At 55.2% G+C, this 24,047-nt stretch carries 16 protein-coding genes, 1 tRNA gene and 1 riboswitch; of the genes, 8 read left to right on the forward strand and 9 right to left on the reverse strand.

Annotated features, from left to right (window positions below; all coding sequences use genetic code 11):
* The first annotated feature begins 107 nt into the window (after positions 1-107).
* The 7 genes from BHW66_RS08835 to BHW66_RS08865 all read left to right on the forward strand — a co-directional run bounded on the left by BHW66_RS08835 (position 108) and on the right by BHW66_RS08865 (position 10,343).
* The gene (locus BHW66_RS08835; RefSeq protein ID WP_102758400.1) at positions 108-1,985 is read left to right on the forward strand and encodes a cation-translocating P-type ATPase; all 1,878 of its coding nucleotides are present in this window, start codon (positions 108-110) and stop codon (positions 1,983-1,985) included.
* A gap of 135 nt (positions 1,986-2,120) precedes the next feature.
* A riboswitch (TPP riboswitch) is annotated at positions 2,121-2,240 on the forward strand.
* A 65-nt stretch (positions 2,241-2,305) separates the two neighbouring features.
* Positions 2,306-4,129 carry a phosphomethylpyrimidine synthase ThiC gene (thiC, locus tag BHW66_RS08840; protein WP_102758401.1) on the forward strand — a complete coding sequence of 608 codons (1,824 nt, stop codon included), beginning with the start codon at positions 2,306-2,308 and terminating at the stop codon, positions 4,127-4,129.
* Between the two features lie 100 nt (positions 4,130-4,229).
* A complete protein-coding gene (locus BHW66_RS08845; protein WP_102758402.1) occupies positions 4,230-5,174 on the forward strand; it encodes a thioredoxin family protein in 945 nt (314 codons plus the stop codon).
* Between the two features lie 95 nt (positions 5,175-5,269).
* Positions 5,270-5,884: a sigma-70 family RNA polymerase sigma factor gene (locus tag BHW66_RS08850; protein WP_022198241.1), complete on the forward strand. Its 615-nt coding sequence runs from the start codon at positions 5,270-5,272 to the stop codon at positions 5,882-5,884.
* A 15-nt stretch (positions 5,885-5,899) separates the two neighbouring features.
* On the forward strand, positions 5,900-6,571 hold the full coding sequence (locus BHW66_RS08855; protein WP_102738883.1) for a hypothetical protein: 672 nt from the start codon (positions 5,900-5,902) through the stop codon (positions 6,569-6,571).
* Between the two features lie 191 nt (positions 6,572-6,762).
* A complete protein-coding gene (locus BHW66_RS08860; protein ID WP_180972111.1) occupies positions 6,763-7,716 on the forward strand; it encodes a PDZ domain-containing protein in 954 nt (317 codons plus the stop codon).
* A 269-nt stretch (positions 7,717-7,985) separates the two neighbouring features.
* Entirely contained in the window at positions 7,986-10,343 is a 2,358-nt protein-coding gene (locus BHW66_RS08865; protein WP_102738885.1) for a PDZ domain-containing protein, read from the forward strand.
* A 37-nt stretch (positions 10,344-10,380) separates the two neighbouring features.
* Here BHW66_RS08865 and dgt read toward each other — a convergent pair whose 3' ends face one another.
* The 4 genes from dgt to BHW66_RS08885 all read right to left on the reverse strand — a co-directional run bounded on the left by dgt (position 10,381) and on the right by BHW66_RS08885 (position 15,203).
* Complete coding sequence (gene dgt / locus BHW66_RS08870) at positions 10,381-11,700, reverse strand: dGTP triphosphohydrolase (RefSeq protein WP_215836771.1); 1,320 nt, start codon at positions 11,698-11,700, stop codon at positions 10,381-10,383.
* A 68-nt stretch (positions 11,701-11,768) separates the two neighbouring features.
* Entirely contained in the window at positions 11,769-13,970 is a 2,202-nt protein-coding gene (locus tag BHW66_RS08875) for a multicopper oxidase domain-containing protein (RefSeq protein ID WP_102732680.1), read from the reverse strand.
* Positions 13,971-14,119: 149 nt separating this feature from the next.
* Positions 14,120-15,046, reverse strand: a complete 927-nt coding sequence (locus BHW66_RS08880) for an EamA family transporter (RefSeq protein WP_146023892.1) — start codon at positions 15,044-15,046, stop codon at positions 14,120-14,122.
* A gap of 82 nt (positions 15,047-15,128) precedes the next feature.
* Positions 15,129-15,203: transfer RNA gene (locus BHW66_RS08885), tRNA-Val, on the reverse strand.
* A gap of 209 nt (positions 15,204-15,412) precedes the next feature.
* Here BHW66_RS08885 and alr point away from each other — a divergent pair.
* The gene (alr, locus tag BHW66_RS08890; protein ID WP_102758404.1) at positions 15,413-16,516 is read left to right on the forward strand and encodes an alanine racemase; all 1,104 of its coding nucleotides are present in this window, start codon (positions 15,413-15,415) and stop codon (positions 16,514-16,516) included.
* A 118-nt stretch (positions 16,517-16,634) separates the two neighbouring features.
* Here alr and BHW66_RS08895 read toward each other — a convergent pair whose 3' ends face one another.
* Genes BHW66_RS08895 through BHW66_RS08915 form a run of 5 tightly spaced genes read right to left on the reverse strand, consistent with a single transcriptional unit; the run spans position 16,635 to position 23,884 of the window.
* Positions 16,635-17,642, reverse strand: coding sequence for an oligopeptide/dipeptide ABC transporter ATP-binding protein (locus tag BHW66_RS08895; RefSeq protein ID WP_102758405.1), 1,008 nt, complete (start codon positions 17,640-17,642; stop codon positions 16,635-16,637).
* A gap of 18 nt (positions 17,643-17,660) precedes the next feature.
* Positions 17,661-18,638: an ABC transporter ATP-binding protein gene (locus tag BHW66_RS08900; protein ID WP_102739411.1), complete on the reverse strand. Its 978-nt coding sequence runs from the start codon at positions 18,636-18,638 to the stop codon at positions 17,661-17,663.
* 3 nt (positions 18,639-18,641) lie between these two features.
* Complete coding sequence (locus BHW66_RS08905) at positions 18,642-20,891, reverse strand: extracellular solute-binding protein (RefSeq protein ID WP_102739410.1); 2,250 nt, start codon at positions 20,889-20,891, stop codon at positions 18,642-18,644.
* A gap of 24 nt (positions 20,892-20,915) precedes the next feature.
* Positions 20,916-22,523, reverse strand: coding sequence for an ABC transporter permease subunit (locus tag BHW66_RS08910; RefSeq protein ID WP_215833460.1), 1,608 nt, complete (start codon positions 22,521-22,523; stop codon positions 20,916-20,918).
* Between the two features lie 5 nt (positions 22,524-22,528).
* The gene (locus BHW66_RS08915) at positions 22,529-23,884 is read right to left on the reverse strand and encodes an ABC transporter permease (RefSeq protein ID WP_257227961.1); all 1,356 of its coding nucleotides are present in this window, start codon (positions 23,882-23,884) and stop codon (positions 22,529-22,531) included.
* Positions 23,885-24,047 lie beyond the last annotated feature (163 nt).

Here is a 24,047-nt window from a genome sequence, read left to right on the forward strand (position 1 = left end):
TCCGGCAGGTTCGGGGGTGGCTCTCATATTTTTTTTCTTGAAAACCTATACCCCTATAGGTATATAAATGCCCGTACCTGTATGGGTATAAAAAGAAAAATCATCATATGCTGGACCGATTGGAAAAATTGCTGGAATGGGGAGGGACAAGGCGGAAAGTCGCACTGTTGTCCGTTTCCGGATTAGCTCTGTTAATGAGCATGCTTGGCATGGAACCTTTGCCCTTTGAAGTTTCATGGATAGCCATTGTGCTGTGCGGCGTTCCAGTTGTGCTGGAAGCCGTTCTTGGCCTGGCGACGGCCTGGGATATTAAGGCGGGAGTGCTTGTTTCCATCGCGTTGATCGCCTCCGTCATCATTGGGGAGGACTTCGCCGCAGGGGAGGTTGCATTTATCATGCAGCTTGGGGAACTCCTTGAGGAGCTGACCGTGGCCCGGGCCCGGAAGGGTATTGAAAGGCTGGTCCGTTTGACCCCGGCGACCGCCCGGAAAGTGGAAGGAACCAGGGAGGAGGTTATTCCGGCGGAAGAGGTTCGCATCGGGGATATTCTCCGCGTATTGCCCGGAGAGACGATTCCGGCGGACGGCGTTATTCTTTCCGGGCACACTTCCGTCAACCAGTCCGTAATGACGGGGGAACCTCTTCCGAGAGACAAGGAAGCCGGGGATGAGGTTTCCAGCGGGACGGTCAACCAGTTCGGAACCTTTGACATGAAGGCGGCCAGGACCGGGAAGGACAGTTCCATCCAGCGCATGGTGCGCCTCGTCCAATCCGCAGATGCGGGGAAGGCTAAAATCGTGAGGCTGGCGGACCGCTGGGCCACCTGGATCATTGCCATTGCCCTGGTTTCCGCAGGGGGGACCTGGATGGCCACGGGCGAATTGATTCGCGCCGTTACCATTCTGGTGGTATTCTGCCCCTGTGCGCTTGTGCTGGCAACTCCCACGGCGGTCATGGCCGCCATCGGGAACGCCACCAGGCATGGCTTTCTGGTGCGGGAAGGGGATGCCCTGGAACGCCTGTCCTGCGTGTCCCATCTCACTTTCGACAAGACGGGCACGCTTACCTGCGGTGCTCCGCGCGTGGCGGCCGTGCGCAGTTTCCTGCCGGAGCTCCCGGAACAGGAACTTTACAGATATGCCGCCTGTGCGGAACTGCGTTCTGAACATCCTCTGGGCAAGGCGATTGTCCGCTGTTACCGGAAAGATTCAGTGCGGGAACTTCCCCAACCGGAACAATTCCGCATGATTCCCGGCAGGGGAGTACGGGCTGTGGTGCAGGGAAAGGAACTTCTGGCCGGCAACCTGGAATTGTTCAGGGAAAACGGGGTGGAGCTGTCCGATGAGGCCAGACGTGCGGCGGAACGGTATCAGGAGGAGGGGTGCTCCGTGATTTTCATAGGAATGGACCGGCAGGCCGCAGGGTTGATCGCCCTGTCGGATACCTTGCGGGAGAATGCCGTAGCTACCATCCGGGAAGTACGGGATGCCGGAGTGGTTCCCGTATTGCTGACCGGGGACCATGGGAATGCCGCCGCGCGTGTCGCCGGACAACTGGGGATTGACCTGGTTTGCGCGGAATGCCTGCCGGAGGACAAATTCAACTGGATTGACGCGTGCCAGAAAGAGCGGAACCGTGTGTGCATGGTTGGGGACGGAATCAATGATGCCCTTGCCTTGAAAACCTCTCATGCGGGAATTGCCATGGGCGGCATAGGAAGTGACATTGCCGTGGATGCCGCAGATATTGTCCTGGTCAATGACGATATCCGGGAACTGCCCCATCTGCTCCGTCTGTCAAGGCGCATGATGGGGACAATCAAATGCAATCTGACATTCTCCATGGCCCTGAACTTCATCGCCATCATCCTGGCGGCGGGCGGCATCCTGAATCCCGTGGCTGGCGCGCTGGTTCACAATGCGGGCTCCGTCGTCGTGATCGCCAACTCCGTTTTTCTGCTGAAATGGAGGAGGAAAAACGCGTGAATCCGCCTGGAGGGTAGAGAAACTTCCCCGTGTTGATTGCCGGGAGGGAACGGAGTCCGTCTTTTTGACGCTCCGGTTTCACCGCGCCGGGCTGGAAAACGCTTGGATGAAGAGAAAGTCCGTGTTATTCTTTTTCCAGTTCGGCAGGGGTGCCCAAATAAAGGCTGAGATTGCAGGAACGGCATGCTGTTCCCGCAGAACCCTTCAAACCTGATGCGAATAATTCCGCCGCAGAGAGTTCGATTGAACGGGCTTGTCCTGTTTTTCGGGGAGGTTTCGTTTCCGCTGTTCCCCTGCCGGAACAGAACAGCATTCATCCCATGAACGATACCTCCAATTTGTCTTATCCCGGTTCCCGCCGCATTTATGTTCCGGGCCGTCTGTACCAGGATGTTCGGGTTCCCATGAGGGAAATCATTTTGGGCGATACCTTGTTGCCCGACGGCACCGCCCACCCTAATGACCCGGTGCGCGTGTACGATTGCTCCGGCCCCTGGGGGGACGCTGCTTATGAGGGAATTGCGGAGGAGGGGCTTCCCTCCCTGCGTGCCGCCTGGATACGGGCCCGCGGGGATGTGAAAGAGGATGTGGGGCACGAGCGCACCCTGCGTGCTGCGGGCAAGACGCCTGTGACACAGCGTTATTACGCCCAACAGGGCGTCATTACGCCGGAAATGGAATTTGTCGCCATCCGGGAAAATCTGGGCAGGGAACAGGCTTTCAAGGCGATATACGACCGCTATCCGAATGCCAAGAGCCGCCCGGACGAAGCAGCGGAAGCCCTGGAAACGCTCACCATGATGCCGCGTCCGTCCGAATTGGAGGCGCAGGAGGGATTTGGGCCGTCCAGCATGGTGGCCCGCGACCGCCTGGATCACCAGCATGCCCCGGAACGCCGGAACGGCTGCCGCATGCCTGCCTACTTTACGCCGGAATTCGTCAGGGATGAAATTGCCTCCGGCCGTGCGCTGATTCCCGCCAACATCAATCATCCGGAATGTGAGCCGATGGCTATCGGCCGCAATTTCCTGGTAAAAATCAACGCCAACATAGGCAACTCCGCGCTGGGATCCAGCATTGAGGAGGAGGTGGAAAAGCTGCGCTGGGCCATTCACTGGGGGGCGGATACCGTTATGGACCTGTCCACCGGGAAGAATATCCACGCGACGAGGGAATGGATTTTAAGAAACTCCCCTGTCCCCATCGGTACTGTTCCCATTTACCAGGCTCTGGAAAAGGTGGGAGGAAAGGTGTCTGACCTGAGTTGGGAGGTTTTTCGTGATACCCTGCTTGAACAGGCCCGCCAGGGCGTGGACTATGTGACGGTGCACGCCGCCCTTCTGCTCAGGTTCGTGAACCATACGGCGCGGCGCATGACGGGCATCGTTTCCCGCGGCGGTTCCATCATGGCGCAGTGGAGCATGATCCACGAACAGGAAAATTTCCTTTATTCCCATTGGGATGAAATTTGTTCCATTCTGGCGGCTTACGATATTGCCGTCTCCATCGGGGATGGCCTGCGGCCCGGTTCCGTGGCGGACGCCAACGACTTCGCCCAGCTGGCGGAGCTGGAAGTGCAGGGGGATTTGACCATGCGCGCGTGGAAAGCGGGCGTGCAGGTCATGAATGAAGGCCCCGGCCACGTTCCCATGCACCTTATTAGGGAGAACATGAGCAAGCAGCTGGAATGGTGCATGGAAGCGCCCTTTTACACGCTGGGGCCGCTGGTAACGGACATCGCCCCCGGTTACGACCATATTACCGGAGCTATCGGAGGGGCGATTATCGGCCAGCTTGGCTGCGCCATGCTTTGCTATGTAACCAGAAAAGAGCATCTGGGGCTTCCTGACCGGGAGGATGTGAGGGAAGGCGTGGTTGCCTACAAGCTGGCGGCCCACGCCGCAGACCTGGCGAAGGGGCATCCATCCGCGCAATGGAGGGATAATGCCCTGGCCCAGGCCAGGTTTGAATTCCGCTGGGAGGATCAGTTCAACCTTTCCCTGGATCCGCAAAAGGCCCGGTCCTTCCATGACCTGACGCTTCCCCATGCCAACGCCAAAAAAGCCCATTTCTGTTCCATGTGCGGTCCGGACTTCTGCGCCATGCGCCTGAGCCAGAATATCCGCCGCCGCTCACAGCAATAGGCGTCTTTTCTCCGGCATTTCGGGGGGCTTGCGGTTCCGTGGGGGGCCAGCTCTTAAAAAAGAATGACAAGCCCCGGTATCCTGCTATAGTACGGTTAAGATGAGAAATTCATTTTTTCCTGCAATTGGTGTTCTTTCCTTGGCCTCCGCTTTGATTTGTTCTGCGTCTTCCTCCTGGGAGACTGATTGGAATAAAGCGCTGGAGAAGGCCGGAAAGGGCGGACATCCTGTGCTGGCTGATTTTACCGGTTCCGACTGGTGTCCCGGATGCATTCACCTGCGCAAAAATATTTTTGACACGGATGCGTTCGCCAAATATGCGGCGGATCATCAATTCGTGCTGCTGGAACTGGATTTCCCCAAGGCTGCCGGGAAAATGCCGCCGGAACAGTTAAAATTCCATGAAGAGCTGATGCGGCGTTATGGCGTTTCCTCGTTCCCATCCGTTCTGTTGATGGAAGGAAATGGCGCTCCCTACGCTAAAATAGTGGGTGCCACCAGAACTCCGGAGGAATATCTGAAAAAACTGGAGGCTGCCGGAGAAACGAGGAGGAAGTTGAAAGAGGCCGTAGCGGCGGCCCAACCATTGAAAGGAAAGGAAAAACTGGAGCAACTGGTTAAGGCCTTGAACGTGCTTCCGGAAGATTTGCAGCCTTTCCAGAAGGGGTTGATTGCAGAAATTTCCGCTCTGGACCCGGAGGACAAATACGGTTTTGCAAAGAAGTCTGAAAAAGCCGCAGCCATGGAGAAGCAGCGGCTTATGTGGGAACAGTTCTGCCAAAAATATTCGGGGAGGCTCTCCGCAGAAGAAACGCGCGCCGGCCGGGAGGAAGCATTGCAGATGTTGGAAAAAAAGGATACGCTTCCTCCCATCCGCCTGAAGATCGCCAAATATATCAGTGATGGATATACCTTGGAACGTAATTTGCCCAAAGCTTTGGAATACCTGGAAATTGCCCGTGATGCCGATCCGGAGTCTCAAGCCGCCAAAAAACTGGAACCGTGGATTGACAATATGCGGAAACATATCAATCAGGAGAAGTAAAAATTGTTCCGAAAGGCATGGCCGTCTTCCGTCGAAGGGGGAGGGCCATGCCTTTCCGTTTTTTATTTTAAACAAAAAAACAGGGCTGTTGCGCTATGGCTGATGAAGGAACCGAATGTACGGATGCAGAAATGAATACGCCGGCTTACGTCAGGAATGAGGAGGTTGATGAAGAAAGCAGCCATTTGCTGAGTTGGGATGAGTGGCTGCGGGAACATGCTTCCCAGCTGCTTCTGTTTGCACGCCAGCAGTCCCGCTCACCGGAAGATGCGGAGGATATACTTCAGGATGCCCTGGTGCGTTTGGCTCGCAAGGAGGCTTCCGGGGAATTTGTGGGTGGGCAGGAGGCGTGGCTTTCCTATGTCTTTGCCTCCATCCGGCGTCTGGCGGTGGATTATGGCCGCAAATCCGACCGTCGCCAGAAAAGGGAGGATGAAGCCTGCGCCTCTGAACGGGACGAAGATGTTTATACGGACCCCTGGTTTTCCAGTGCTGCGGCAGATGAGGAACTCAAACAGTTCATGGAAATGCAGCTCAGGAAGCTCCCTTCCAAATTCTCCGAGGTCATTGTCTTGAAAATATGGGGGGAACAAACTTTTCAGCAAATTGCGGAAACGCTGGAAATTTCGCAGAATACGGCGGCGAGCCGGTACCGTTACGGTATTGACTTGCTCCGCAGGGCTTTGAGAAATAAAAAGAATCAATTCTAATGCCGCTCTACCCTTATGAACCATGAAACAACATCATCCGCCGCAGGGGAGGAAGACGGCGGTACTGCCGTCCTGCAGCCCCTTCCCGTATCTGATGAACTGATTTCCCGGCTGGCCGGAAAGTGTGAGGAAATCTTCCCTTTGGAGAGCCGTTTCCGGCGTGATGAAATCTCCGATGATGAAATTCATGAGATGGAATCCCTTTTGAAACGTTTTCGGCCCTCTCCGGCAAAAGTCCTGTTCAGGGAACAATGCTGTGCCCTGATGTGTGCGGAATCCGAACATGAGATGGAAACCCGGTTGAAAAGGCTTTCCGCTTCTTCCATGTTGGAATTTTCCGTCTGTAAAATGGCGCAAGCCATGAATTGCGCCAGTGATGAAAAACGGGAAAAAGCGCTGAACATCCCCCTGTGGCGGCGTTGTGCCTGTATTTCCGGCATTTCCGCGGCTGCCGTTGTGGGGGCCGTCATGCTGGTTCAACATGCTCTGGTGGCGCCCGTAGGGACGGTGGCAGCCGGAAATGCCGGGGAAGTTCCCTCGGAAAAGGCTGAAACTCCTGTGATTCCCGGTGAAAAGCGGGAGTTGCTCCGGACGCCCACCCTTTTTGAATTGCAGGGAGGGGATGAGCGCGTGCCTGTGATTGCTCCCGCCGTTATCCGCAAAATTCTTCCTGAAAAGGAATATTAAAAATTGCGGTGCATGAATATCGCCGGAATTGTGCGATCTGCTGCGGCATTGCGGCTTTCCTTGGCAGGCAGGAAAGATGCCTAGCGTTTTCCGGTGTTCTGCGGCGAAGGATGCCGTCCCGGAAGCGGCGAAAAAAATGCACAAATTTTGAACATTGTATGGACAGATGCTGTATATTATCTCACATGGATATGAAAACCTGTATCTTTCTGACATTGGGATTGCTGGTAGGTTCGGGCTCCGGATATTCCATTGACCGGCCCGCAGGAAGTACGGACAACCTTCAGCCGCCTCCTCTGACGCCGTACGCGCATCAGGTGAAGCCGCTCCCCTCTTCCAAACCGGCCAGACTGGGAATTGTTCCGGGCACGGTGCCTCAAGCGCTCGTTGCGCAGCTGGAGCTTAGCGGATTCCCCGGAGTGCTGGTGACCAAAGTGATGCCGGACAGCCCCGCCGCCAAGGCCGGGCTCCAGGAAAATGACGTCATGGTCAAGCTGGGGGATGTCTCCCTTTCCGGTCCGCAGTCTGTGACGGAAGCCCTGTCTGAAAAAGTGCCTGGAGACAGGATTACGGCTGTATTTTACCGGAAAGGAAAGAGGGAGACTGTTGAAATTACCCTGGATGGGGGAACGCTTTCCGCTGAAGAAATACTGGCGGCCCAGGGGGATCCCCGCACGCAGCCCCGCGCAGTTCCTTCCGTCCGGCGTCAGACGGCGCCTTTTTCCGGAATGGCTGCACGGCCTAATCTCCCCCAGCGTATTCTGGATATGCAGCAGATGATGGATGAGTTTTTGAAGGATTCCGCCATGGATGATTACCGGATGGACGACATCATCGGCCGGATGAACCTGACTCCCGGCGCGGCGCAGATGCTCCGGAGCTTGCAGGGACTTCATCAAATGCCCATGCCTCCCATGGGCAAGGTTTCCGGAGGGGGCCAGAGCATGTCTTCCGTCCGGATGTCGGATGCCAACGGGACTATCGTGGTTTCTTCCAATTCCCGGACGGGAACCACAGTTCATGTGACGGACTCTGCGGGAAAGGTTCTGTATTCCGGCCCCTACAATACGCAGGAGGAAAAATCCGCCGTGCCGGAAGCCGTCAGGGAACGCTTGAAAAACATAGAAACCAATTTCTGCTTTTAACGGCTTCATGAAATAGCGGAGAAATTCGTATTCATGAAGTTGACGACAGCTGCCCCGTGCGGGGCAGCTTTTTTATTACGTGGAAGAAGAGGGGAAAGCTGTGTTGATGCGGCTGATGAAAATAATGACGGGCAGAATGAAAGGAAAATCATGGAAATGCGTATCCTTTAACAAAATAGACCGCTTCATGGTTAAGTGCAGGTGTTGGGAAAACGGCGGTTTTTTCAGGCTGCCCGTTTTCTGGCGGCGGTCTTTTCACAAAGAACGACATGAATGGTTTTATTTTTATTTTGTGGATGCTTTGCTGCGCTTCTTGGAGCCTGGGAGCGGATATATTTGTTTCTCCTGACGGAGATGACGCTCATGCGGGGACGGAAGAATTTCCGATGCGTTCCGTGGAGGCCGCTGTGCGGAAGGCCGGGCAAGGGCATTACGGAAAAGGCTGCCAGATTATCCTGGCCGACGGTATTTATCACCTGGAGGAACCGCTGCTCCTGCGTCCGGTTCATTCCGGTCTGACTATTCGTGCCAAGAATCCGCATAAGGCGGTATTGAGCGGTGCTCAGCCCTTTGTTGCGGACTGGAAGCCCTTCCGTGATGGGATCATGAGAACTTCCGTGCCCTCCGGACTGGAAATGGACGTATTATTGGTCAACGGCAAACCCATGCACATGGCCAGGTATCCCAACGCAACTCCCGGAGAACGCATTTTCCAGGGAACGGCCCCGGACGCGGACGCTCCGGAACGGGTAGCCCGCTGGAAAAATCCGGCGGGTGCGTATCTGCATGCCCTTCATCATCGCATGTGGGGAGACATGCACTTCCGCATTGCGGGGAAGAATGGAAATACACTGGTCAAGCAGGGGGGCTGGCAGAATAACCGTCCCTCTCCGCCGCACGAAAAATATAAATTTGTAGAGAATGTTTTTGAGGAACTGGATGCTCCCGGAGAATGGTATCTGGACAGAAAGGAACATATCCTTTACCTGTATCCGGAACAGGGAACGGACCTGGCTGCAGCCAGACTAGAAGCCGGCGGCCTGGAAGAACTGGTCAAAATCCAGGGGGAAGGCTCATCCCCCGTCAGGAACGTGACACTCCGGGATCTGGTGCTGACTGGAACGCGGCGAACCTTCATGGAAAACCGGGAGCCCCTGCTGAGAAGTGACTGGACCATTTTCAGAAGCGGAGCCGTACTCTTGCGGGGAACGGAGGGGTGCCGCATTCTCTCCTGCGAATTTGCCAGGTTGGGTGGAACAGCCGTTTTTGTGGACGGGAATAATGAAAATCTTCTGGTGCGGTCCTGTTATATCCATGACATAGGTTCCAACGGCGTAGCGTTTGTGGGGGACCGTTCCTGCTACCGGGGACCGAAGAATTATCGGGAAGCCAAAGGAATGTCCTTGGAGGGAATCGACAGGGTTCCGGGACCTCGAAACAATGAATTTCCCAGGAACTGCATGGTGGATGATTGCCTGATCACCCGGACGGGGCTGGTGGAAAAGCAGACTGCCGGAGTGCAGATATCCCTGGCCCGGGAAATTACCGTCAGAAATTGTTCCATCTACGAACTTCCCCGGGCGGGTATCAACATAGGGGAGGGGGCTTTCGGCGGCCATGTGATTGAATACAATGACGTTTTTGATACCGTTAGGGAAACCAGCGACCATGGTTCGTTCAACTCCTGGGGACGGGACAGATTCTGGGTCCGGGACCAGATGGCGCTGAGCCAGGACAAGGACGTCGTCCTGCTGGATATCCGGCAGCCTAATATCATCAGGAACAACCGCTGGCGCTGCGATCACGGATGGGATGTGGACCTGGACGACGGTTCTTCCAACTATATTATTTACAACAACCTCATGCTTTCCTCCGGCCTGAAGCTCCGGGAGGGGTTTTACCGCAAGGTTTACAACAATATTATGGTTAACAAAACCCTGTACCCGCATGTATGGTTCAGGAACAGCGGGGACGAATTTTACAATAACATTATTTTTGAAGACCGCTACCGTCCTGCCGGCAACATGGATTTTTCCCCGTGGGGAAAACTGATGGACAGGAACTTTGTGCATGTGAAGGGAATGAAAGGGGTGGAACCCGCCTCCGAACTGGCCAGGCAATCCGGCAATGACAGGCACTCCCTGAAGGGGGATGCCCTGTTCTCTGCTCCCGGTCTGGGGGATTTTTCCGTCCGGGCTTCTTCCCCCGCCCTTAAACTGGGATTCCGCAATTTTCCCATGGACCGTTTCGGCGTGCGTTCCCGGCATCTGAAAGCCCTGGCGCGAACTCCGGATATTCCTGAAGTTGCCGGGAACAGGTTGGAGAAACGGGAAACGGTGCTGGTGAAGAAACTGGGGGCGGAAGTGAGGATAGCGGAGGGCGAAGGGGATTTGTCTGTCTTTGGGCTGATGCCGGAGGATCTGGGCCGGGCGCTGGTTATTGTCAAGGTGCAGAAGGACGGCCCTTGTTCCTCTGCCGGCATTCTGCCCGGCGACGTTCTTCTGATGGCGGGCGGGAATAAGGTGGATGGAGTGGAAAAGCTCGAACGCCTGCTGCCGTCTTCCGGTAAATTAACCGTAACCGTCAGGAGAAACCAGGAAAATAGAAAGGTGGATTTGCAGTTTTGAGGATGCTTCTGGCCTCCGGAAAAAGAGGAAGCGGAAATTACAGAATTCCGGTCAACTTCCGGTAAGTTTCCAGGGCAAAGGAATCCGTCATTCCGGAAATATAATCAAGCATGTGCGCCAGGCGTGCAGCCTTCCCGCCGTTGTTCCGGGGTACGCCGGTACCCTGAAGCATGATGGCGATTTTTTGGGATTGGCCGGAGGATGGATGGTTCACCCATTCCATAAAGAAGTCGATCAATTCTCCCAGTACCTTATAACCCATGGCTTCCACTTCAATAACCTCCCTGGCCTGGTACACATTCTTGATGGCGTACTGGTACAAGCCGTTCAGCGGGGCGGCCAGTTCCGAGCTGTCTATCAGGGATTGTTCCAACCTTCCTTGCAGCAGGTCTTCCTCGTGGTTCACGAAACTGTCCACGGCGGACTGAATGCTTTTGCCGATGGCGAGCGCGCGCATATAATGGATGCAGGAATCTTTTTCCTCTTTTGCTTCCAGTTCCCGGACATAACAGAGCTGGGATTCCGTCAGGAAAGGGCTGAACAAATCCTTGGTGGAAGCAAAATCCAGAAGTCCGGAAAAATACCCGTCCTCAATATCCGCAATGCGGTAACAGATATCATCCGCAGCTTCCATCAAATACGCCAAGGGATGGCGGCTCCAGCAAAGATGTGCTGCATCAGGTGTGGAACGCGGAATCAACCCCAGATGTCCAGCCATGAAAGAAGCAGCTTCCCTTTCCTGTTCCCCGATGCCGAATTTCTTGCATTCAAGCTTGTTGGCCGCAACTATGCTGCCTTTCTTGACGGCGGAGGAATAAGATTGCGTACAGGGATATTTCATAAAGGCGCCCAAAACAGCCGCCGTCAGTTTCAGGCCGTTGCCCTCCATCGGATCTCCTGTACGTGTCAGGATGCGGAATCCCTGGGCATTCCCTTCAAAAGGCAGCTCCAGGCCGTGCCGTTTCAGGGCGGTTTCAATGGCGTCTTCACCGGAATGGCCGAAGGGCGGATTGCCGATGTCATGGGCCAGGCAGGCGGTGGAAACAATAGTGGCGACATCGGAAGGCATGATAGGAGCGGGCAGGGACCCTTTCTTCGCCAGCCACTCCCCTGCCAGCATGCCGAGGGAAGAACCGATGTGGGCTACCTCCAGGCTATGCGTCAGGCGTGTGCGCACGTAATCATTGCGGCCCAGGGGAAAAACCTGTGTCTTATCCTGAAGGCGGCGGAAAGCACTGGAAAACAGAATGCGGCCGTAATCCCGGTCATAATTGCTGCGGTTTTTCTGTGGAGACGCCGTACCCCGATGCCTGGATCCCCAGCGCGCGTCCGACAAAAGCTGCTGCCAATTCATCATCCCTGACATGGTAAGGAAATGCTACAGGGGAATGCCCGGATGTAACAGAAGAAAAATAGAGAGGGAGTTCAATAGGTCAGCATCAGCCCCACGCCCCAGTGCAGGTTCTTGTCGTAATTGGTGGAAACGCTGAGGTGTGAGGTCAGGATGTAGTGCAGGCCCACGGAATAATCCTGGTCCGTATTCAGGGAAAAGGAAAGGCGCAGGCGGGAGGTGAGCGGGATATCGTCCCGCTCCAATTGCAGGCGCACCTTTCCGTCCGTGTCAATGCGCGCATCCGCAATCAGGAGCAGGGGCAGCGTGTACCGGGCGCCCAGGGTGCCGTCCATTTCCCGGTCCTTTTTGGTGGTCTGTCGGAACATGTTGCGTTCTCCGGCCTCCCCCTTGCGGCAAGTCCAGTCCGCCCCGATGTAGGGGTAAAGCCATTGCTTCTCCCCGATATACCTGCCCAGCCTCCCTTCCGCCTCATAACCCCGCGTATCCTTGTAGCCTGTTTTCCACTCTCCCTGCATGCTCCACCGGGTGCCCCCGAATTCCAGGTTCCCTATGTTCCCGTTGGTGGCGAAATCATTGTTCACGCTCAGGTACCATTTCCTGTCCATGTCGTAAACATGCTGAAGTGCCTGCATGGGGTGGGGAAGCTGAGGATTGGGGGGAGAATCCTCATACGTAAAAATCCGGCCCATGCCGCTCATCATGTGGTACAGGATATGGCAGTGGAAAAACCAGTTGCCGCGCGTTTTCTCCGCAGCGTTAAACTCAATCACCTGGGTGTCCATGGGCTGGATATCCGCTGTAAACTTGAGCGGAGAAAAATCCCCATGCCTGTTCACCAGCCGGAAAAAATGCCCGTGCAGATGCATGGGATGCCTCATCATGGTATTGTTGGTCAGGATTATGCGTACATTCTGTCCTTCCCTGATCATGATCCGGTCCGTCTCGGAAAGAGTTTTCCCGTTAATGCTCCATACGTAACGGTTCATATTACCGGTCAGCATGAAATGCAATTCCTTAACGGGCACGCTGGAAGGAAGAGTGGTGCGGGAAGGGGACTTCAACATGTCATACGTCAGGGTGGTTCCTTCTCCGTCCTCCTGCATGTTGCCGTGTCCTCCCCCATGGGAGGAACCGGACTTCATGTCCATTATCTCCATATTTCCGGAATGGGCGGTCGGCATGCCGTGATGATGCATCTTCATATTTCCTCCCATGGCCATCATCCCGTTCATTTGCTTCATCTTTTTGAAGTAATTCAGCTTGGGAAAGGGGCGCAAAGGCTGCCTTTCCCCATGGCCCAGCCACAGGGAGGAAGACCCGGAAGTATCCTCTGCCGTCGCCTGGAACTCAAAGGCCTTGCCTGATTCCGGCACTTCCAAGATGACGTCGTAAGTTTCGGAAACCGCGATTACCATGCGGTCCACGTCAACGGGAACAACGTCTTTCCCGTCGCTGGCCACCACGCGTATTTTCCCGCCTGCATACCTCAGCCAGAAATAGGTGGAGGATGCTCCGTTGACGATGCGCAGCCTGATGCGGTCGCCGCCCCTCAGCCGGGGCAGGGAAGCCCGCGGGATGCCGTTGAGCAGAAAACATTCATAATACACGTCACTCACATCCATGGCGTTCATGCGCTTCCATTCGCTTAACAGCTTGGTTGCCATGCAGCCGGAGCGCAGGGCCTCCCAATAGCTCTGTACACTCCCCTTGCGGATGGAAAACCAGTCGGAGCCCGTGTGAAGCATTCTGTTCACCTCCTGGGGATTCTCGTTCGTCCAGTCGCTCAGTACAAACGTATATTCCGGCAGGGCGTCCTCCGTCCTGCGTGCCGGGTCATCGGGCCGTTTGCGGACGATGAACGCTCCGTACAGGCCGCTCTGCTCCTGAAAACCGCTGTGGGAATGGTACCAGTACGTGCCGTTCTGGATGATGGGAAAAGTATAGGTATGCGTAGTGTGGGGCTTGACAGGAGCGGAAGTCAGGTACGGAACTCCATCCTGGTCATTGGGCACCAGCAAGCCGTGCCAATGGAAGGAAGTTTCCGTGTCCATCAGGTTATGCACCCGTATTACCGCAGTATCTCCCTCTGTAAAATGCAATGTGGGGCCGGGAATGTTCCCATTGATGGTCATGGCTTGGCGTGTGACTCCGGTAAAATTGACAGGAGCGTTCCGGACATATAAATCGTATTCTACCGTTTTTGCCAGAGAAGGGGAGAAGAGTATCGGCAAGCAGCACAGGAATGGAAGAAAATGGAAGGTTCGTGTGAACATGAATGGGAAAAAGCACTGCCAGGAAAGACCTGCCTCTTGAATTTCCAGTTCAAAATGAAACGGATGTGATGTGTCATGCCCACCCTTGGCCAAATCTGCTAAATGGCGGGGCCTCCAATTCGGACGGAATAGGGCGTCTGGAATTTATTTTATGCGTCGTTTTTTAAGGAAATAGGGACGATCAGGAAAGAGGCCAGGATAAGCAGGCAGCCGATGAACAGCAGGAACATGTTGGGATGCTCTCTGAACAGAAGCAGGGAAGTCAGAGCCGCCAGGGGAATTTTAAGATTGTTCATAACCGCCAGCTTCACGGGAGTGACCCGCCGGGCGCCGTAATTCCAGAGGAAAAAACAGACTCCTGAAGCGATGACGCCCAAATAGGCCAGCAGCCACCATTGCACGGCAGAAATCCCCTGCCAGCAGGACAGCCCTGACAGCAGGCCGGAGGGCAACGTGACCAGCAGAGCGCCTGCATAGGCATAGGCGAAGCAGGAAGCTTCACTTCTCCCGAACCGGGAATTTTTCAAGGAAATGTAGGCTATTTGACCTGCCGCGAAGCAGAGATTGGAAAGCTGGACAAGAACAATTCCTGTAAACACCCCGTTACCGGCGGAATATCCTTTCCAAAGGATGCCCGCTCCTCCTATGGCCGCAAGAATAGCCGCCGCCAGATGGAGCGGCGGAAGCTGTTTTTTCATCAGACCGTTAATCAGAACCACATAAATCGGCGTGGTGGCTGTAAAAAGGGCAACCTGGTGGGAAGGCAGATAGTGAAAGGCCGCGATATAGCAAAGATACATTCCTCCGAACTGGACGGCGCCTATGCCCATCATCACCAAGGCATGGCTGAGGGGCGCCTTCCGGACGAAGGGGAGAAAAACGGCAAGCGAGCCGGCCATGCGCGTCATCGCGACAAAGCTGGCAGGGTGGCCGGACAGGCAGTTTCCCAGAAGTCCGAATGACAACGCCCAGATGAAAGACGTGAGCAGCAACGCAGGCATGTGGGCGGAAGCATACGGAGAAAGGAAAACCAAGTCAATGCCCACGGCGCAGAGCATATAGTCGGGGACATGCAAGATTACCCAAAAAACGGGGTGAGATAATGGTCCTAAACATAAAAACACCCCGAAATATTGAATTCCGGGGTGTTTAGGAAAATGGTACGCGGTACTGGTTTCGAACCAGTGACCCCATGCGTGTGAAGCATGTGCTCTACCACTGAGCTAACCGCGCATTTGCAGTGCGGGGGGAATATATCGTTCGTGTCGGGGATTGGCAAGGAGTTTTTTGAAATCGGGTAAAAAAGGATTCCTCTTTTCCGCCGTCAACAAGTTCCCGGAGGAATGACCGATGTACAGTTTCTCCGAGGGACGGTTTGGAAAAGTGGAAAGGTGGCTTAATTCCGGCTTGTACAGCATCAACCGTCTTCCTACACTCCGGGCATGAGTTGCACAAGCCCTCCCAGAGCATGGGCCCAGATTGATACCAATGCGTTGAGGCACAATTTAAACGTCGTCCGGCGTGTTATGCCGGATCACCGTCTGATGGCTATTGTGAAGGCAGAGGCTTATGGTCACGGTCTGGAAGGGGTGGTGAAGGCTTTGGATGGCGAAGATTGCGCTTTTTTCGGCGTTGCCACGGTGGCGGAGGCCTGCCGGGTGAGGGATGCCGGGGCAAAAACATGCCCGTTTATTCTCGGTCCCTGTTTTGAGGGGGAGCGGGAGGAAATCGTGCAGAACGGCTGGCGCGCCGCTCTTTCCAGCATGGAAGAGGCGGAGCATTTCAATTCCTTGGGCGCCTTTTACGGCAAAACCGTCCATGTCCATTTGGGCGTGGATACCGGCATGGGGCGCAGCGGTTTTTTACCGAGTGAATTGCACGGCCTGACGGACAAGCTCAAACAGTTCAGTTATCTGGATCTGGAGGGCGTGTTTTCCCATTTATCCGCAGCTTCCGATGATATTTCCTTCACCCACGGACAGATCAGCGGTTTTACGGAGGCCGTAAATGAACTTTCCCAAGGCCATCGGTACAAGTTCCGGCACCTGTGCAGCAGCGCCGCTGTGTTTAATTACAAGGTTCCCTGCGCCAATATGGCGAGGCTGGGCAGAATCCTGTACGGGTATTCCCCCATGCCGTCTCCCTATAATAAGGAGCTGCGGCCTACCATGACCCTGTACAGCCGCATTACTCTGATACGCACGCTGCCGGGAAATCACGGCGTTTCCTACAACCACTGCTATATAACGAAGGGGAGCACGAAGGTGGCCACTATCGGCATCGGCTATGCGGACGGCTATCTTCAATACCTGTCCAACCAGGGAGCGAGGGTGTATATCAATGGCCAGTACTGTCCGGTTTTGGGCCGTGTGACGATGGACCAGATCATGGTGGACGTTACTTATATGGACCATGTGGAGACCGGAGACCTGGTGGAAATCATGGGGCCAAATGTAAGCTGGGAGGAACTGACGCGCCGTGCCAATACCATCCCCAGCAATGTGCTGACCAGCATCAGCGCCCGCGTGCCCCGGATTTACGTGTAGGATGATGCCGGGGGCATGGTGATTAAAAGCTGTTGTCCGCCGTCCGGGAAAAAATCAGGGGATTTGTTTGCAGATATATTTTTCCCCGGCGGGCACGGATAAACGTTTTACCGTACTTTTACCGCTGGCGGATCCTATTCCAGTCTTCCGGCTCCAGAGCGCAGGGATCAGGGGCTACCCAGTGGCCCGGTTCTATTTCCACAGGGGTAAGGTCCGCTCCCACCGTCTCCGGATAGGAGGGGTGCTGGATGCGGTGGCCGAAAGCAGAGCCGAGCGGCGGGTTGATGGGAGAGGGGACGTCTCCCGGCAGAGGCTGGTGCTTGTTGGCCCGGGCAGGGTCCGGTTCCGGAATAGCGTCCAGAAGAGCCTTGGTGTAAGCATGTTTGGGGGATTGATAGATGGTTTCCGCATCTGACATTTCCACGATTTTACCCAGATACATGACCGCCACGCGGTCGGAGATGTGTTTGACGACCGCCAGATCATGGGCAATAAACAGGTAAGAGAGTTTGCGTTCCTCCTGAAGTTCCAGCAGCAGGTTGAGCACCTGGGACTGGACGGATACGTCAAGGGCAGAGACGGGTTCGTCCAGAATAATGAGGCTGGGATTCAACGTCAGGGCGCGGGCGATGCCGATACGCTGGCGTTGCCCGCCTGAGAATTCAAAGGGGAAGCGGTCAATAGCGCTGTCCGGCAACCCTACGCGGTCCAGCAGACCGCGCACCCATTCCCGGCGCGCGGCGGGGGTGCCCATGCGGTGGATGACGAAGGGTTCCGCTACGATTTGACCGATGGATTGCCTCTGGTTGAGGGATTCCGCAGGATCCTGGAAGACCATCTGGATGTGCGGACGCAGAGGCCTCATTTTGCGCTGAGAGAGTCTGGCGATATTGTTGCCGTTGAACCGGATGGAGCCCCCGGTGGGTTTCAGCAGGCGGACAATGCTTTTGCCAATGGTTGATTTTCCGCAGCCGGATTCCCCCACCAGGCCCAGCGTTTCCCCCGGGTAAATATTGAAGGAAACGTCGTCCACAGCCTTGACCCATCCCGCTTGCCGCAGGAAAATTCCGGAGCGGACGGGAAAGTACATTTTCAAATTGTCTACTTGCAAGAGAGGTTCCGGCATGGCTGGGAGAAAAAGAAGTTAAAGGTTGGCGCAACGGGGGCAGGCTTCCACGAAGTGGTCCGGGGATATTTCCACGAGGGGAGGGCGTTCCGTGAGTTCTTCAGCGGGCACACCCTGCCTTTGGCAGAAGCGGCATCCGGGAACGAAATCCGCAATAGAGGCCACCTGCCCGGGAATGGTGGGCAGTTTGGTTTTCCGCATGGAACTTAGCTGAGGGATGGAGGCCAGCAGTCCCTTGGTGTAAGCATGGCGAGGGTTGGCAAAAAGTTCCCGGACAGGGGCCTTTTCCACCACGCGGCCAGCGTACATGACGACTACGGAGTCACAGCTCTGTGCGATGACGCCCAAGTCATGTGTAATGAGGATGGAGGATGACCCCATTTCTGCCTGAAGATCCTTGAGCAGGGACAGGATTTGAGCCTGAACGGTGACATCCAGGGCCGTGGTCGGTTCATCCGCAATGATGAGTTCCGGATGGCAGGCCAGGGCAATGGCTATGACGACGCGCTGGCGCATGCCGCCGGAGAGCTGATGAGGAAATTCGTCCACACGCTGTTCCGGGGCAGGGATACGAACGCGCTGCAGGAGCTGGATGGCTGCATCCCGGGCTTCCCTGGTGTTCATTCCCCGGTGGAGCATCAGGGATTCCCCAATTTGCCTTCCGATGCTGTGTACGGGATTGAGCGCCGTCATTGGTTCCTGGAAAATGACGCCGATATGGCGGCCGCGGATGCCGTGCATGTCCGTCTCTTTTGCCTGAACCAGGTCGCGGCCCTTGAACAGAATTTGCCCGTCCAGAATTTTCCCCATGGGCTGGGGCAGCAGCCGGACGATGGACATGGCCGTAACGCTTTTGCCGCAGCCTGATTCCCCTACGATGCCTACGCAGGTGCCTTTGGGGACGGTGAAGCTGACGCCGTCCACCGCTTTCAACAGGCCGGATTCCGTTTCGAAGCCGGTGACCAGGTTCTTGATTTCCAACAGGGGGTCGCTCATGTGTTATTTTTCCGTGGCAGAAGGTTCCAGAGGGTCGCCGCTTTCCGGGATGACAGGCACAGACGGCAGCTTGCCGCCTCCATCCTTGTTATCCAGGCTTTCAATGGAGTCCATGTAGCGGTACTGGTCATACACGGTATCCACTTCCTCGAATGTTTTTCCTTCCCGCTTGGCTTCCATTGTTTCCTTTTTGATATCGTTATCCACCCAGTACAGATAACTTTCCATGGGATCAAATACGACGGGATGGCAGAATTGCGTAGTCGCGCTGTTCGGCCATTTGACCCAGCGCCAGTAGCCCAGTCTGATGAATTCCGTGGTCCAGCAGGGAACCCACAGGGCTTCGTCATCAATTTTCTGCTGCACTTTCCACGTGGCCTTTTGGAGTTCGTCTTCCGTGGCTGCGTTTGTTTCTGCGTCCAGCAGCTTGTCCATTTCTTTGTCCGCGTAAGCGCAGATGTTATTGGTATAGGTAATAAGGCCACCGCGCTCATCATAGGCGTACCGGGAGTGAAACCCCTGCTCGTTCATCGGATGGGGGGGAGTGAATCCCCAGGCCATGAAGGAGGCCTGAGCGCGTTTTTCCATGATTTTGCGGAAAGCTACGGTGGAGTCCAGAGGGTCAAGCTGTATTTCCAGACCGCACTTGCGCGCATCTTCCTTCAGCTTGCCCAGAGTGGAAGCCAGGGAAGGAGATGAATTGGGGAAGGTGATGGCTGCAGTGAGCCGGGTGCCGTCCGGCTTGCGGAGGATTCCGTCCGGGCAGGGGATAGTGTAGCCCGCCCTGGCGAAATAAGCGCGGGCCTGTTCCGGGGAATAGGGGCGCGCCTTGATATAGGGATTGGTGAATTTGCCGAAACCTGAATTGTAGGAATTGAGCCGCTGGTAGTCTCCGCGGAAGGTAATGTCAATGATATTCTGGATATTAAGTGCGTGCTGGAACCCCCGGCGAACATTGAGGTCATTGAAGGGGGCTTTGGAGGTATTCAAAAAAACTCCGTAAGGAGGCCGGGGGTAAATAGTATAAAATGTGCTGCGGTTGATGTAGCCGTTGTGAACCTCCGGTATTTCCATGCGTTCGTGCCATAGTTCCGGTTTGGTGATATTCAAAACGTCCAGTTCTCCGATGCGGAAGAGTTCGATGGCCTTGGATGGCTCCGCAATGAAATTATACACGATTTGATCCACATTATACATGTATTTCGTGAATTTTTTGTCCCTGGCCCACCAGTCCGGCACGCGCTGGAGCGTTACCTGGCGGCCACGGATGATACCGTCCGGCTTGACAACGTAAGCACCCGTAGTGGGCGGTATGCGCCACTGGTAGCGTTCCACGTAGTTGGGGCCGAACTCGCAATAAAAGTGCGGCGGGGAAGGAATGAACAGCGTGCAGTAGTACGGAAGCAGAGGTTTGGCGAAGGGGAGTGTGATGGAAAAGCGGCTGTCGTCGTAGATGGTGATGTTGGAAGCGTTCTGGTAAAAAAAGTTGTTATAGAATACGTCCTGGCTGTATTCCGAAGTGCGGATGTACATGTTCACCAGGAGGTCGATGGCCTTTACCTTGGCTCCGTCCGTATAGCGGGCATCCGGATCCAGTTCGAAGTAAACAGTGCGCCTGTCTGGGGATTCCGCCCATTTATGAGCGATTCCCGGAATGATTTTTCCCGTAACCGGATGGATGGAAACGAGGCCGATGATGATTTCATCATACAGGGGGCCGCGGAAACCGCTGTTACTGTTCGGGCCGTTGGGCCGGAATGTGTCGGGATAGGATCCGGGGGCCCACTGGCGCAGCACGCCTCCTTTTTTGGCATTCGGGTCTCCTATCTCCGGATTGTCCAGTCCATCCTCCCACTTCAGGTCTTGGGGGATGTCTGCCGGGGTTTTGAATTTGATGTAGTCGCCTTCCGTCTGCCTGCGGTGAATGACGGACAGAGCAGCTTCATCCGCAATGAGTTTGCTTTGCAGTTTTTCCCTGACTTTAGAATCTTCCTCCTTGAAAAATTTGTCCCGGAGTTCCCGTATTTCCTTTTGCTTGGCGGCTTCCTCACGAGCCAGGCGGTCATTGATCTGTTTGTTCCATCGTTCCGGGAAGGAATCAAATCCCGGAGGGAGCGTGCCGAAAGGCACGTTTGGCTGCCAGCCTGCCCCCTGGGATTGGGAGGAATCCTTACAACCGGATCCGGCTGCCAGCAGAAGGGACAGCATCACGGAAGAAAGGATGGAGCGGAAGATGGTGGACAGCTTGAGCATAGGGAATGGCAAAACAGGAGTCTTTTATTTATAAGTAGTGAATTTTTTAGGGTCAAAGGCTTCACGGACAGCCTCCCCGATAAAGGTGACGAGCAGAAGGGTAATCACCAGGGCGGAAAAGGCGGAGGTGACCACCCAGCTGGCGGAAAGATCCGCCAGTCCGTCATTGAGCAGGCGGCCCCAGCTGGCGTATGTGTCAGGAAGGCCGAAGCCCAGATAATCCAGGGAAGCCAGAGCCAAAATGAGGGCGGAAACGCTGAACGGAACCAGAGTGACCAGAATGGCGACCAGGTTGGGCAGGATATGGACGAAAAGAATACGGCTGGTGGAAGCCCCAAGCACGCGGGCCGCCGCTACGTAGTCGCGCGCTTTTTCCTTCATGGTGGAGGTTCTGAGCTGGTAGGTCATGGACATCCACCCGAACATGATGAGAAGGCTGATAATCAGGAACATGCCTTTCATGTGAAGGGGAACCATATCTGAAATAATCATGATGATGAAAAGGAAGGGAACCTGGGAGAAGATTTCAATGAGGCGCTGCATGCCGAGGTCAAACATGCCGCCGAAGTATCCCATCATCATTCCAAAGGTGATGCCGATAAAATATACGATAGGCAGGTAGAAGAGTGCGGCTTTCATATTTACCTGGAGGCCTCCGTACAGATAAGCCAGAATGTCCGCCCCCTGGGTATTGGTGCCAAGCAGGTGGCCCCCCTTGAGGGGCGGGGAGGGGTGGTAGAAGATACGGCTGATTTTATGTTCATCCGTCTGTTTCAGGAATTCTTCCTTGGTGCCGGGGCCGCTGTAATGTTCCGCCACAATGTTGTTGTTTTCATATGTGGCGCTGTACACCTCCGTTCTGTCTTCCAGCCAGCCGGTGGCCCGGTCCACTTTCTTTCCCTTGCGGAATTTGTAGCTGATGTGGGGAAGGGCTTCTTCATCCTTATGCAAACGGGAGGCCAAACCGGAATACGGCTTGCCGCCGGGCTCGCAGACGAGGCCGTCTTCATTCACCATCAAAGCTTCCGAACCGGGGTTGGTGGAATCTCCCGTGGGATCGTATGGAACCAGAGGCATGATGACGAGGGAAGGTTTTCCTGGCTGGCCTGCCTGTTTTTTCAGTTCGCGGTAGTTGGCTTCCGCATCCGCAAAATCTCCGGTCTGGCCAAAGGTAGAACCCTTGTATACTTTACGCATAATGGCCGGAAAGTACCAGGAGCCGTTCTGAACGACAAGGAGGGCCCGCTTGCCTACCAGGCACTGGTCCATACAGGCCAATAGCGTCAATACAAGCAAAATGAGGAGGGATACGTAGCCGCGGGAGATGCTTTTAAAACGCTGGATGCGACGCTTGGTGATCGGCGTTGGATGGAACCTCCGGGGGCCTTTCAGCATGAGCCAGAACCCGAGGCCTCCCATGACCAGCACGCAAACCCAGCCGAACCACAGGAATTTCCCCTGAGGCGTCAGAAGGCCGCCGTTGTTCTGGTCCGTACAGATGATGTTGAGCATGCTCATTTCCCGTGAGACGGTGAAGGGCCAGCTTAACGTGGGCAGGAGCAGCCCGCACAGCTCTCCCACGGCAGTAAGAACCGCCAGAATGACCAAAAGGTATGCCAGTTTTCTAACCATGTGTATTATTCAAATTTGATGCGCGGATCCACAGCGGCCACGATGATATCGGAGAGAAGGTTGCCCAGCACCATCAGGAAGGAGGTAAGCAGCAGCGTTCCCATGATCAGGGCGTAATCCTTGTCCATCAGAGCCTGGTAACTCAGCATTCCAAACCCCTGGATATCGAAAACCTTTTCCACCAGCATGGAGCCGGCCACAATCAGGCTGATGAGGCTGCCCAGAGTGGAGGCAATGGGTATAAAGGAGTTGCGGAAGGCATGCTTGATGACGGCCCCTCTGAAACTCACGCCCTTGGCCATGGCTGTCCTGATGTAGTCCGCGGAAAGATTGTCCATCAGGTTGTTTTTCATCATCATGGTGGTGATGGCAAAGGAACTTACTACATAGCAAATCAGGGGGAGCACCGTATGGTGCAGCAGGTCTCCGGCCTGTTGCCAGAACCCCATGTCAGCAAAGTCCGGAGACGTCAGCCCGCAGAGAGGGAACCATTCCAGCCGCGCGCCCAAATACACCACCAGTACGGCGCCCAGGGCGAACCCAGGTACGGAGTACCCCAGGAAAATCAGGACGGAAGAGATGTTGTCCACCAGGCTTTTATGGCGGATTGCCTTTACTACTCCAAGGGGAATGCAGACGGAATAGGTAATAATGGCGCTCAGGATGCCGAAGTACAGGGAAACGGGAATGCGTTCCTTGATCATGTCCCATACGGGTTCATTGTACTTAAACGAGTTGCCCATAGTTCCCTGGAGCAGCCCGTCAAAACTGGTCTTGTACATAACGGCCCGCCACGCATAGCCCTGAGCCTTGTCGCGGACGGCCTCCGTATTATCCGTCTGCCTCATGCGGCGCGCCCAGCGTTCCGCGCGGTCCATGGGGGATTCTATATCCACGGTCCAGCCTTCTGAAGCGGCTTTCCGGGACGGAGTGCCGGAAAAGAAAGCATCTTTCACGCTGCCGGAATCCTTGTCCTGGCGAACTACGACGACTTGTTCTCCTGTTTCATTCAGATTGATCCGTGTATGCGTATCGGAAATGCCGGAATATTCATCTTCCTTGTCTCCCTCTCCCGCTCCGCCGATTTCCCCGAATTCCTCACGGGAAATGAAAATCTTTTTGGGCAGCACGCCCAGCCATTGCAGATAAGCCGTGATGATGGGCTCCTGCAGGCTGTACTGCTCTTCCAGCCGCTCCATATCCGCTTCACTCAGGTTATTGTCGCCGCGCTGGGAGCCGGCTTTCTGTCCGGACAGGGCGCTCATGCTTTGCTGCTGCATCATCTGCTCAATGGGACCTCCCGGAACAAAACGGGTTATGCAAAAGACGAGAAACGTAACCCCCAGGAGCGTCAAGGGCATGAGAAGGAGTCGTCTGATGATATAGGTCTTCATTCGTCGCGCTGAACTCTACCGATTTGTGGAAGGTGAGGCAAGTAGCAATGCAAATTTGTAAGCCTTTGCTAACATAAGGCGCTGCCCGGTTCTTCTTAAGATGAAAGGGAAACAATGCAATACGGCAGGT

Source organism: Akkermansia sp. 54_46, from assembly GCF_001917295.1.
GTDB lineage: Bacteria > Verrucomicrobiota > Verrucomicrobiia > Verrucomicrobiales > Akkermansiaceae > Akkermansia > Akkermansia muciniphila.